At 34.0% G+C, this 13,172-nt stretch carries 6 protein-coding genes; all 6 read right to left on the bottom strand.

The features are described 5' to 3' along the window. Window positions 1-53 precede the first annotated feature (53 nt). Window positions 54-1,691: a sodium:solute symporter family transporter gene (locus SCB73_RS16445; RefSeq protein ID WP_320567289.1), complete on the bottom strand. Its 1,638-nt coding sequence runs from the start codon at window positions 1,689-1,691 to the stop codon at window positions 54-56. Window positions 1,692-1,768: 77 nt separating this feature from the next. After that, window positions 1,769-2,914 carry an acyltransferase family protein gene (locus SCB73_RS16440; protein ID WP_320567288.1) on the bottom strand — a complete coding sequence of 382 codons (1,146 nt, stop codon included), beginning with the start codon at window positions 2,912-2,914 and terminating at the stop codon, window positions 1,769-1,771. Window positions 2,915-2,950: 36 nt separating this feature from the next. Next, window positions 2,951-6,097 (bottom strand): beta-galactosidase, LacZ type, encoded by a 3,147-nt coding sequence (gene lacZ / locus SCB73_RS16435; RefSeq protein WP_320567287.1) that lies wholly within the window; start codon window positions 6,095-6,097, stop codon window positions 2,951-2,953. A 96-nt stretch (window positions 6,098-6,193) separates the two neighbouring features. After that, window positions 6,194-7,066: an inositol oxygenase family protein gene (locus SCB73_RS16430; RefSeq protein ID WP_320567286.1), complete on the bottom strand. Its 873-nt coding sequence runs from the start codon at window positions 7,064-7,066 to the stop codon at window positions 6,194-6,196. Window positions 7,067-7,189: 123 nt separating this feature from the next. Continuing rightward, the gene (locus SCB73_RS16425) at window positions 7,190-11,227 is read right to left on the bottom strand and encodes a hybrid sensor histidine kinase/response regulator transcription factor (RefSeq protein ID WP_320567285.1); all 4,038 of its coding nucleotides are present in this window, start codon (window positions 11,225-11,227) and stop codon (window positions 7,190-7,192) included. 58 nt (window positions 11,228-11,285) lie between these two features. Next, the gene (locus SCB73_RS16420) at window positions 11,286-13,115 is read right to left on the bottom strand and encodes a metallophosphoesterase family protein (protein WP_320567284.1); all 1,830 of its coding nucleotides are present in this window, start codon (window positions 13,113-13,115) and stop codon (window positions 11,286-11,288) included. Between the last annotated feature and the right edge of the window lie 57 nt (window positions 13,116-13,172).

Raw genomic sequence — 13,172 nt, 5'->3', positions numbered from 1 at the left:
GGTTCTAAATCGCTAAGATTGTAAGGTTTAACGCTATTAATAGATACTAAAACCTACCAAAAAACGGTATATAAGGCTATCAGAACACTACATATGATAAAAGAACCAATCACAAACTCTGATGATACTTTGAACATAGTTGTATCGACTTCTATTTTATGCGCTTCGTGCTGTAGTTTTGGTTCTGGTTTTAAGATACTGATGATTCCCATTATCAAAACAATTGCGATAAAGGTAATTGTCATTCGGTCTAGAAACGGATAATCTGGAAAAACGCCATTTGTCCACATTGGCAAGAATTTTAAAACTGCTGCAATTGGCACGGTAAGCAGTGCTCCAGCAAGTCCGGCCATTGCAGTTGTGCGCTTCCAAAACATTCCCAATAAAAATATGGCAAGAACTCCAGGCGAAAAGAAGCCAACATATTCCTGAATAAATTGATAAGCCTGATCCAACGATTTTAATGTTGGAGCCACTATAGCACCAATAATCATTGCAACAACCACGCACAAACGTCCTACAAGGACTAATTTTTTCTCAGTAGCAGTATTATTGAAATGTTTTTTATAAATATCTAATGAAAATATAGTTGAAATACTATTTGCTTTTCCTGCTAATGAAGCCACAATTGCAGCAGTTAAAGCCGCTAAAGCGATTCCTTTTAGCCCGGCTGGCAATAAATTCATTAAAGTTGGATATGCGCGATCTGGTTTTAAAACACCCGAAGCATCAAGCATTTCATGCTGAAACATTCCGTTTTGATGCATTACGTACATCGCAATACCGGGCAAAACTGCAATTACTGGAACTAATAATTTTAGAAATGCGGCAAATAAAATTCCTTTTCGGGCTGTTTTTAAATCGGCCCCCAAAGCTCTTTGCACAATGTATTGATTACAGCCCCAATAAGCGAGATTATTAATCAACATTCCGCCAATGATTACTGAAGTTCCCGGTAATTCAGCATAATGCGGATTCGATTTATCAAATATCATATGCAAATGTCCCGGCGCTTTTTCTTTTATAATAGCAAGTCCTTTAAGAATATCTTTTCCGTATCCAAATTGTTCCGAAAGCAAGGTTAAAGCCAAATAAGTAGTAACCAAACCTCCTAATATCAAGACAATAACCTGAAACATATCTGTATATCCGATCACTTTCATTCCTCCCAATGTTACAATAACGGAGAATAAACTCAAAGCAATTACGCAAAATTCAAAACTTAATGGCGCAATGGACGAAATTGCCAATGCTCCCAAATAAATAATCGATGTCAGATTTACGAATACATATATCAACAACCAAATGACAGCCATAATAGCACTAACAGTATTATTATATCTTTTGGCCAAAAACTGTGGCATTGTATATATTTTGTTTTTAAGATAAACAGGAAGAATAAAAACAGCAACAATAATCAATGTAGCCGCCGACATCCATTCGTATGAAGAAATAGCCAATCCGAGTGCAAAACCAGAACCGCTCATTCCTATAAAATGTTCTGCTGAAATATTAGACGCTATTAAAGATGCTCCAATTGCCCACCATGTCAACGATCCTTCGGCCAAAAAATAGTCATTGGAACTAGTGGTAACATTTTTCTTGCTTCTGTAGATGTACATTCCATAGGAAGTAACAATCACAAAATAAATGAGAAAAACAATATAATCTGCGGTTTGTAATGCATTCATAATTTGGTGGTTAGTTAGTGTAGTACGTTTTGTTTCAACTTAGGTGATTGTATTCAAAATCTTTCGTTTTTAATTAATTAGACTTTTAAAAACCATTTTTTCTTATAGAGAAAATACAGCAAAACAAGTTGTATAAAGGTCAAAGACATAGCTGTAAAAACAGGTTGCCAAATGATTGGAGTAAATTTTATAAGTCCGCCAAAGACATAATTTGCTGTATGTGCAAAATCTACCAATCCCTCAGATGCCATGTAAATCAAAATCGAATTTGAACCAATTATTATTAGAGGAAATGCCCATTTACGAAATCCTAAAACATCTATTATCAAATAAAAAAAAGTGAAAAACAATATGCTAAATCCACCTACAAAACATACAAAAGAGCTGGTCCATAAATGTTTATTGATTGGGAAATTATAATCCCAAAGCAATCCTATGACAATTAAAATAACTGCCGAACCCACTAGTATCAACAATTTTTGATTTATCGAAAAATCATTTTTTGCTCGCAAAAATGTTCCTAAAAACATTCCTAACAAAGCAGTAGAGATTGCAGGAATTGTTGACAACAAGCCTTCCGGATCGTAAACCGTACTGTGCAATCGTCCGGGTAAAAACATTCTGTCAAAATACCCTTCCAACGAACCTTCTTTGGTTAAGATGCCAGCTCCAAAACCTGGAACCGGCACCAACTTCATAACTAAGTAATAACCAAACAAAATACTTAGAAACCAAATTATCTGTTTTTTTATATCGAAATTCAAATAAATCAAACCCGCAAAAAACCACGCAAGCCCTATACGCCCCAATACACTCGCAAAACGCGTTTGATCAAATCCTTCAAAACGCAATAATCCGTTGACAATAAATCCCAAAACCAATAAAATTGACGTTCTTTTTAGCATGGAGAGATATATTTTTTGTTTTTCCTTTGATGGCAATTCCTGAACTGAATTTACGCCCGCAGCTTTCATTTTTTTATCAAAAGAAAAAGGCATCGAAACTCCCGCAACAAAGAGAAAAACAGGAAATATCATATCGTAAAATGTTATTCCTTCCCATTCTGTATGATGCAATTGCGACGACATCCAAACAAATACTGATATTGGAGCTGCTTTTGCCAAAGCATGAATAATATGTTCGCCGCTCATAATCCAAAACATTACAAACCCTCGTAGCGCATCTAGAGAAATTAATCTTTCATTTGTGGTATTGCTATTCATATATTGCATTTATTTAAAAACACATTTAATTTCATTTTACTCAATCGGTTTTATAACAAAACCATAGTTGTACTCGCTTGCCTTCAATAAATATTGCTCATGTGGATAAGCGCCCCAACTGGTGTCGCCTCCTAATCCGCGTTGTGCCAAATCGGCACAAACCACAACTTCTTTTCTTGGCGTGATATCGTTAATATGCTGATTCTTTTTTGTTAGTCCCGGATCAAAATCACTCGGATAATTATTTAAAGTACTCATTCCTAAAGATTGCAATCCTTTAATTTCAAGCCCTTTGCCATTTTTATCTGAAAGTTTGAACCAACGAACATCCGTTTTATATCCGTTTTCCTGCGGACGTGTGTAGGGCACATATTGATCGGCTACTTTACTTTGGTAAATCCCTTTAAATGCCGATTGATTTCGGTCGGAATAATTTTCCCATGGCCCTCTTCCGTAATAATCAAGGTTTTCAAAATCGCTTTTAAGCGAAAAAATCATTCCGAAGCGTGGCATTTCTGGCAAAGGATTGCTTCCTTTCTTGAATGAAGGCAGAATCTCTAATGCGCCATCAGTATTCAATGCATATTTTATTGTGTAATCTGAGAAAACATCGTTTAGCTTTAATTTTGCTACAACATAATTTTTACCGTTTTCCTCCACAACCTGAATGTTTTCTAGACTGCAATTGTTTCCTGCATTTCGCCAGACATTCAATTTAATCGGCATTTTGTTTCCAAAATCATTATCTGTTGGTGCTCTCCAGAAATTAGGCTCCGGATATTGCTTGAAATACTCTTCTCCTTTTGAACTGTAATATGTAATTAATCCAGTTGATTTGCTGATTTTAACCACAACATTTGCCGTACTTAGCACAAATTGATCTTTATCTTCATTTATTTTTGAAGAAGAATTGCTTTCTTTTGTTTTCGCAAAATAATCTCCGTTTTCGATAACAAATTGTTCTCTGGCTATTTCAAAATTTTGAGGCATTAATTCAGAACCTGTCTTGGTATGGGCAAAAACATTTAATAAATATTCGACACCAGGTTTTGAAGTTATTTTTGGCAAATCAATTTTAAATTCTTTCTCCGATTTCGGATTCAAATCCACATCAATTGAACCTTCTTTTATAATTGTTCCGTTCTCTAAAACTTGATATCTAAAATCGTAAACATTCAAATTTGTGAAACCAAAATCATTTAAAATTTGGATTGTGCCGCTTTTAATATCAATTGCTTTGAATAAAACATCCTGATACACTTTTTTTACTTCATAAGTTGCAGGATGTGGAATTCTGTCTGGCCAAACCAATCCGTTATGACAGAAGTTTTCATCGTTTGTATAATTCTGACTACCCAAATCACCACCATAAGCCCAATATTTTCGGCCTGCTTCGTCTTTCGTTTCGAATCCTTGATCAACCCAATCCCAAATAAAACCACCCTGCATATTTTTGCTTCCGCGGATAATATCCCAATAATCCTGAAAATTTCCGTTGCTGTTTCCCATTGCATGCGAGTACTCACACATAATAAAAGGTCTTGTCACTTCTTTGCGCGAAGCATATTCTTTCATGTATTCGATCTTTGGATACATCGGACAAACGACATCTGTATTTTCATTTTCTTTTGCCTGTTCAAATTGAACCAATCGGGTTTTGTCTCTGTTTTTTATCCATTTATAAGCATCATGAAAAACTTGCCCATTGGCGCTTTCATTTCCTAAAGACCAAAGGATTACTGAGGGTGCGTTTTTATCCCTTTCAACCAAACTGTAAATTCTGTCCATGTGAGCATTATACCATTCCTTAAGATGACCTGGATTGGTTTTTGGATTCATCCAAATTAAAGGCTGTCCTTCTACTCCCATTCCGTGGCTTTCTATATTGGCTTCATCAATCAAATACAAACCATATTTATTGCATAATTTCATCCAAATAACATTGTTCGGATAATGACTAAGGCGCACCGCATTGATATTGAATTGCTTCATCAATTTGATATCTTTCATCATCGTCGCTTCGTCTTGATAATGCCCCGTTACAGGATTCGTTTCGTGGATATTTACGCCATGAAACATGATTCGGACACCATTAACCAGCAGTTGCCCATTTTTGAGTTCTATTTTTCTAAATCCGATTTCTGTGGAAACTGATTCTATTATATTTCCCTTTTCATTTTTTAAGGTCAACAGCAAAGTGTACAGATTTGGCGTTTCGGCACTCCATAATTTTGGATTGGAAACATTTTCCGAAAAATTAATGATCTGCGTTTTATTCCCTTCAAAATTTACCTTCAGTTCCTTTTCAAAAACATTTTCACCTAAGGCATCAACCAATTTAGCTTCCAATTTTTGATTGTTTACTGAAGTTGAAGTCAGGTTTTTCAAACTAACCTCAACATTCAGGATTCCATTTTTATAATTAGAATCTAAATCAGGCTTCGCAAAAAAATCTGAAATTCGAATGTTATTCGTGCTATACAAATACACATTTCGATCAATTCCTGAAAGCCTCCAAAAATCCTGATCTTCAAGATAAGAACCATCGCTCCATCTGTAAACTTCAACGGCTATACTATTTTTTCCCGATTTTAAATATTTTGAAATATCAAATTCAGCAGGACTTTTTGTATTTTCTGTGTAACCTACCTTTTCCCCATTTACCCAAATATACATGGCAGAAGTTCCTGCTTCAAAATGAAGAAATACGTGTCGGTTTTTCCAGTTTTCAGGCAAAATAAATGCTCTTTTATAAGATCCAACCGGATTATCGGAATGGTTTATAAAAGGCGGATTTCTTTCAAAAGGATACGTAATATTGGTATAAATTGGAATTCCATACCCTTTTAATTCCCAATTCGAAGGCACCGAAATTTCTTTCCATTCAATAGTATTAAAGTCATTTTTATAGAAATCTTTTGGTCGCTGGTCTGGTGTTGGCGACCAAGAGAATTTCCAATTTCCATTTAATGAAAAATACCATGGCGAACTAGTATAAATATCCTTTAAAGCCGATTGTTCATCCGCATAAGGAAGAAACGTCGCGCGCGCCGGTTCTCGATTTATTTGAAATATTTCAGGATTTTCCCAATCGTTTCTACTGCTTTTTTCTTGTCCAAAAACAATAGAACCACAAATGGCAAAAAGGCTTAATAAAAATATTCTAGTTCTGATTTTCTTCATTTTTTTCTTTTAAATAATCAACAAAGAATCCTACCTGCAAGGTTTTGAAACCTTACAGGACGAAGTTCTTCATCGAAAAATAGGGTGACGTGTATTCTAGAAATTAAGTTTTTCCGGCAGATACTTGGCAACTAATTCTTTGTAATACGGAAGCAAAGCTTTTACATTTGGCTTTACAGGTGCTTTCGTATATAAATCGTACGGATTGAATTTTTTAACCCATTCGAACATTTCAACATCTTTTTCATTCATCAAATGAGCATATGCATTTTCTCTGTGTTGTGAATAAAAAGAATGATATCTAATCATATATAATGCTGGATCCGGCAAATAATCTTTCATAATCTGATACAGATATTCATCGTGGCCCCAACTCATTTTTACTTTATCCAAACCGCAATTTTCTGTATAAATTCCTAATTTGGTGTTGAATCGTTCATCGCTGTAATCTGGATTATCCTTAAAAAATTCAGGATAGACAATTTTATCTGAATAGGCACATCCAACAGGGAACGTATCGCCTACTACAGCCCATTGTGGCTCTCCAAACAAACAAAGTACTTTTCCTAAATCATGCAAAAATCCTGTTAGAACAAACCAGTCTTCATGCCCATCCGCTCTAATTGCTTCTGAAGTTTGCAAAAGATGTTGTGTTTGATCTAAATCAATATCTGGATCGCTGTCGTCAACAAGCGTATTCAAGAACTCAACAGCCTCCCAAATTGACATGCTTTTTTTGTTGAACTGCAGAAATTCCTCTTCTTTGCTGCAAACAAAATCATACGTTTGATACGTGTGATTCATTCTATAAAACTCCTTTACAGTTTCAACTCTTTCTGAATCGACATAGTTTCTAAACTCTTCTTTCTCTTTTTTATTTTCAGCGGGATCAGGATAACGGATTAGTAAATCGTCTTCCCATTCGTCCAAATTCTTTAACGGCTTATCTGTGTCTATTATCTTTTTCATGTCATTTTTATTAATGATTACTAGACAAAAATATATTATGATTTAGAAATTTGAATGGACTAATTCATCAAAAACATGGATAAAACAAAAACACAATTACTGATTTACAACAACTTATAAAAATCAGCCATTAATTAGTTTACTTGGAGGAAAACCAAACTGCTTTTTGAAACAACGACTAAAATATAACGGATCATTGAAGCCAACTAATTCTGTCACTTCAGACACATTATATTTTTTTGTTTTAAGAAGCTGCGCTGATTTTTTCAAACGTATAGTTCTGATAAACTCATTTGGAGCCAAATCAGTCAGCTCTTTAATTTTTCGGTAAAGTTTAGACGAACTTACTCCCAATTTATCGCAAAGGAATTCTGTCGACAACTCAACTTCGCTCAAATTATCGTTAATTAAATTCGTTATTTTTTCCATAAATTCTTCATCGATTGGGGAATGTGTCAGCAAACCGACTTTACTTTCTACTTCACCAGAGAATTTTTCTTTTAGTTCTAATCTCGATTTAATAATATTTTCAATAACCGTTTTTAGCAACGAAGGCTCAAACGGCTTCACAATATAGCCGTCAGCACCAACGCCGTAACCTCTAACCTTATCATCATTTTCAGAAAGTGCGGTCAATAAAATAACCGGAATGTGACTGATAAATTCATCTCTTTTAAGTTCTTCACAAAATTCCAATCCATCCATTACAGGCATCATGACGTCAGCAACGCAAAGGATTGGCTTAATTTGTCTGCAAATTTTCAGACCTTCCATTCCGTTTTCAGCTTCATAGACTTTATAATAATCAGAAAGATAATCTACTAGATATTTTCTCAGTTCGGTATTATCTTCAACAACTACTATTTTTTGCTTCAATTCAGTGTTTTGCAGAATCTTTTTTGGTGCTTTTTCCGGAAGCAACATACTTTGATTGTCATTTTTCAAAACAAACTCAAAAACCTCTTTATCCGTGTAATAACTGCGATCTATAGGCAATTCAACAGTAAAAATACTTCCCTCGCCCTCTGTACTTTCTAATTTAATGGTTCCTTTATGAAGCGCTACCAAAGATTTCACCAATGACAAACCAATTCCGGATCCTGTATTTTGATTTTTATTGCCTTTTACTTGATAAAAACGTTTGAAAATCTTCTCCTGACTTTTCAACGGAATCCCGATTCCATTATCGCTTACTTCGATAACTAATCTGCCTTCTTCTCCATCTTTGAGTCCGATAAACAAATCTACATTTCCAAATTTATTGGTGAATTTTAAAGCATTGGACAACAAATTGTATAAAATTTTATCGTACTTGTCATTATCAACCCAACCCGTTAAATTCTCATTTTCGGTAGTAAAATTTAAAGTAATGTTCTTATTATATGCCAGCTCTTTAAACGATTCAAATATATTTTTAGAATACGAAATAATATCGGTTTTAGAGACTTTCAGCTTTAATTCTCCGGCTTGCGCGCGTCTGAAATCCAGAACCTGATTTACCAGATTCAACATTCGGCTCGCATTTTGATGAATTAAATTATATCTGCTTTTTTGATATTCGCTCGCGTTTCCTTCTTCCAATAATTGTTTGGCTGGACCTAAAATTAAGGTTAAAGGCGTTCTTAATTCGTGAGAAATATTGGTAAAAAAACGAAGCTTTTCATTATTCAGTTTAATGTCTTGCTCGCGTTTAATTTTTTCAGTCAATAATTCCTGTTTTAAGCGAATACGGTTTCTAATTTCTTTGCGAACAAAGTAGAAAATAACGGATAATAAAATTAAAAACAGCAACAATGCATATGGCGTTAGCCAAAAAGGAGGCAAAATTACGATTTCATACGATACCACTTTGCTCCAATGACCATCGCTGTTGCTGGATCTTATTTTGAAAGTGTAATTTCCAGGATATAAATTAGTATACTGAACTGTTCTCGAATTGCTATTTGTTGCAATCCATTCCTTGTCAAATCCTTCCAACATATATTCGAACTTATTCAGTTTTTCATTTGTATAAGAAGGAGTTGAGAACTGAAGCGAAAAATCACGGTTTTTATAACTTAGTTCAATCTTTTTGCTGTAATTCAAATCAGATGAAAGTGGGATTTGTCCATTAATTTCGGTTCCAGGAACAATCTCTTCATTTTGAATTTTAAATTCCGTAATAACTGGTGTTGGCGACCATTTATTATTGACAATTTTATCCAGCGAAAAATAAATAATACCGTTTTTAGTTCCTAAATAAATGTTTGAACTATTAAAATTGAAAAAACTGCTCGAGCTAAAAACATCCAGCCTATTACCGCTTTTTACGTGATAAACATTTACATCTTTTAAATTAGAATTAAGCCTTGCAACTGTATTGTTGTTGATATTCAGCCATAAATTTCCTTTTGCATCTGATAGCATATCGGTTATCCAGTTTCCTGATAATTCTTTCGGGTTTGTCAACGGAAAAAAATTGTCCTTTGATGGCGAATAAAGACATAAACCGACACGTGTTGAAGCCCAAATTCTACCTTTGATGTCAACCAAAATATCGCTAATATTATCATCGTGCGGTATGCCTTTTTCTTTAGCATACAACGATTTATAAATTTTGATATTGCCTGTTTTTCTATTGTATTTTGCTACTCCAGTTTCAGTTGCAATCCAAACATTATTGGCTTTGTCTTTTTCTATTGCATTAATTTGAAAACCAGGAAGCAATTTTCCAGTCGAAGCTTGAACCTGCAATGTTTGTGTATTTAAAATCACGGCTCCTTCTCCAAAAGAACCAACCATCATGTTTTGTTCGTCAATTTTGCTGAAAGCAAAAACTGGTGCTGTTGCAAAACCAACGTTAACCTCTTTCGAAGAATTATTCGAGTAATTATAAATCAAAACATTTCCATTCCAAAGTCCGCAATAAAATATTTTTCCGTCATCCGAATAAATACTTACCATGTCTTTTTTGTTATTATATAAGGGCGTAAAACCTTTGGCGCTCGAAATAAAAAGTCCATCATGTCTTGTTTCGACTATTACTTTTCCATCATACGTTTTTGCAAAACCTCTAATTCTTGGTGCTTGATTTCCAATGTAATGAGAAATATCTTTATTTAGAACAAACTGGTTTTCATAAGGATCATACTTGTCTAAACCATCTTCCGTACCAATCCATAAAACACCCGACGCATCAAAATATAGTGCCGATACCAAATTATCAACAATCGAAGTATCATCAGATAATATTGAATAATACCATTTGTAATTTCCTGTTTGAATGTCTTCTAACTGATTGCAGACCAACAAACCACCGAGTGTTCCAACCCAATATTTTCCATCTGGAGCCTGAGCAACTGATATAAAATAGGGTCCTAGACTATTTCGAATCTCTTTATTTTCAATATAGAGATTTACAAACTTGTTTGCCGTTTTATCAAGTTTGTATAAACCTTCTCTAGTTCCTATGAAAATATCGAATTTTGAATCTTCATATATAAAATTGATATACGGATTCTTTTCAGTAGAATTTGGAACATTCAATGTATAATTGACAATTCGCACAATTTCTCCTTTAGCATCTAAAGAAACTTTTGCGACTGATCCTGTTTCATAACTTCCAATCCAAATTCCTCCTTTTTTGTCTTCAAAAATTTCATTCACATATTGAAATCCAGGTATTGGCACTTTCTCAAAACGATTTTCTTTTTGAAAAAAAATGTAAACTCCTTTAGTTTTAGTTCCAACCCAAATTCTTTTAAATTTATCTACATGAACCGATCTGATTTCTTCATCTGGCAAGCTTTTAGGATTGTTTGTCTGAGGCAAAAAAGTGACAAATTCATTGGTATCTATTTTGTAAAGTGTCAAACCTTTTCTGGTTCCAATCCATAAGCTATTAGATTCTTCATCAAGATCAAGAGCTGTAATATCATCATTATGCAATCGGTTTTCACTTGGTGAAGCACTCATGTATTTTTTAAACTGATATCCATCAAAACGATTCAGTCCAGAGAAAGTACCAAACCACAAAAAGCCTTTTTTATCTTGTACAATATGGCGCACAGAGTTGTGAGACAATCCGTTATTGTCGTTAAAATGATCAAATTTAATATTCTGAGAATGAGAATAATAACTAAAAATCAAACAAAAAAATAATATAAAGGAATTTTGTTTCATGTGATGAATTCTATATGCAATTTACTTATTTTCAAACACATAACACCTTAAGATTTCTTTAAGGTTTTATGCGTTCTATAGTATTTGTTTTTAGGTTTATTTTAAAATGATTTGAAGGTTGGCTGTTCATTGTTTTTAGAAAAATATTTCCCCATAAAACCAATTTTGCATCACTTGATTTTTCAAGTTCTTGGCAAACCAATTGATATTGTTTTAATCTGCTAGCACCAATTTCGGGAAGAGCTAATTCATCAGCATTTTTTAATCTGTAAAAATCAAAAATCATATCATAACCTTTCCATGTTTTAAAATCTTCTTCGGCTAAATGATGTTCTTTTAATTGTTCTTGAATTGCTGCACTGTTTTTATTTATCTCCAACAACTCCTTTCCGGAAAGATTTGTAATCGAAGCTAAAAAATCAACAGGAAAATCTTCTGGCAAGAATCGCAGGCGGACCAATTCTTTTAAATGCCATCTTGTAAAATCCTCATAATCCTTAGCTTTTAAAATATCTTTATTCCAAATATTTGGGCTTTTTATATTTTGCAAATGAGCATATTCTTCTTCATAAAAAGGAAACAAACTATTAAATTTCGGAACTTTTCCAACTACGACAGTCTCGATTTCCAACTCTTGATCTGAATGAATAGTTAGAATTTTATACGCTGGTTTATAGGCCGCCAATGAAGGAGTTTGAATATTAAACAATGTATTGCCTTTGGTTGATGTGCGCACTCCTGTGTCGTTAATATGCATGTGTCCGCCAAAATGAATCTGAATTCCTGCATCTGCAAATAACTGAGCTACTTCTTCGTTTGGAACTCTAGACAATTGCATTTTATCTGAACCAAAAAGGCTTTTCATTTCTGCAGAAGCATTGTCATTAAAATCAATCATCGGATAATGGCTGAAAGCAATCAACACTTTGCCATTTTGTTTGGCTTTCGCCGAAACTTTTTTAACCCATTCAATTAGATGTTTTTTATAAATAAGAACGTTATTATAACCGATACTCGCCCCCGAAAAATCATTCGGATTGTTTGGCAAACCTGATAATTTTTCATTCGGAACATAGGCATTCGCATCAATAGCCAAAAGCCAGACCCCTTTAACGGGTTCAACCAAATAACTGGCATCGGGAAGAAATAAATTGGTGTTTTTTATTGGATAAATTCTTTTCTCTAATACCGACTCTTTTAAGGCGTTGTTATAAGTATAATTTTCATAGGAATAAGTCGAAAAAGGGGTTTCCCAATACAAATAGTCTTTTTTTGGATAAAATCCGAAAGCAGCCATTTCAGCCATAGTTTCTTTGTATCCTCCATTTTTTATATCGGAAGTAATGATTGGCTCTAACTGATTTTCTTTTATTTTTAAAATACTTTTAGAACTGCTGATAATCTGTTCTTTCCCATCTTTTCCCAAAAAATCACTTTTATAGGCTTCTTGGGCAAAAGGTTTTGGCGCATCGTGATTTCCAGTCGTGACAAAAAACGACATTCCGTATTTTGTCTCGTATTCATTGAGTATTTTTTTTAATCCGCGAATATGAACCGGCTGACCGTCATCGCTAAAATCGCCTGGAAGTGCAACTTGCTTGATGCCTCTTTTTGCGATATCATCAAGAGCTGTAATAAAAGCAAAATAATTTTCATTGAAAATTCGGGTAGAATGCAACTGTGAACTCATCGTTCTGATAGTAGCATATTCGCCAGTTGCAGGATTTTTGATGCCTTTGTAAGTATTGTCATCAAATTTCCCAAAAATGTCACCCAAATGCACATCTGCAATAAAGGCAATTTGTTGCGCTTTTGGCTTTTCTGTTTGTTTTACTTTGCATCCATTCAGAAAAAACAGTAACAATACTAAACTCCATATTCTAAACATATAACTTTCTTTTTTGACGATTTTAAGACTCTTAATGATACATTTTAAGACTTAAAA

It is taken from the genome of Flavobacterium sp. KACC 22761, assembly GCF_034058155.1.
Classification (GTDB): Bacteria; Bacteroidota; Bacteroidia; order Flavobacteriales; family Flavobacteriaceae; genus Flavobacterium.
This window is presented reverse-complemented; position numbering and strand designations above follow the sequence as displayed.

Bases quoted from the DNA above. Each gene is read 5' to 3' on its own strand.
- SCB73_RS16445 (WP_320567289.1), bottom strand. From the start codon at position 1,691: ATGAATGCATTACAAACCGCAGATTATATTGTTTTTCTCATTTATTTT.
- SCB73_RS16440 (WP_320567288.1), bottom strand. From the start codon at position 2,914: ATGAATAGCAATACCACAAATGAAAGATTAATTTCTCTAGATGCGCTA.
- lacZ (WP_320567287.1), bottom strand. From the start codon at position 6,097: ATGAAGAAAATCAGAACTAGAATATTTTTATTAAGCCTTTTTGCCATT.
- SCB73_RS16430 (WP_320567286.1), bottom strand. From the start codon at position 7,066: ATGAAAAAGATAATAGACACAGATAAGCCGTTAAAGAATTTGGACGAA.
- SCB73_RS16425 (WP_320567285.1), bottom strand. From the start codon at position 11,227: ATGAAACAAAATTCCTTTATATTATTTTTTTGTTTGATTTTTAGTTAT.
- SCB73_RS16420 (WP_320567284.1), bottom strand. From the start codon at position 13,115: ATGTTTAGAATATGGAGTTTAGTATTGTTACTGTTTTTTCTGAATGGA.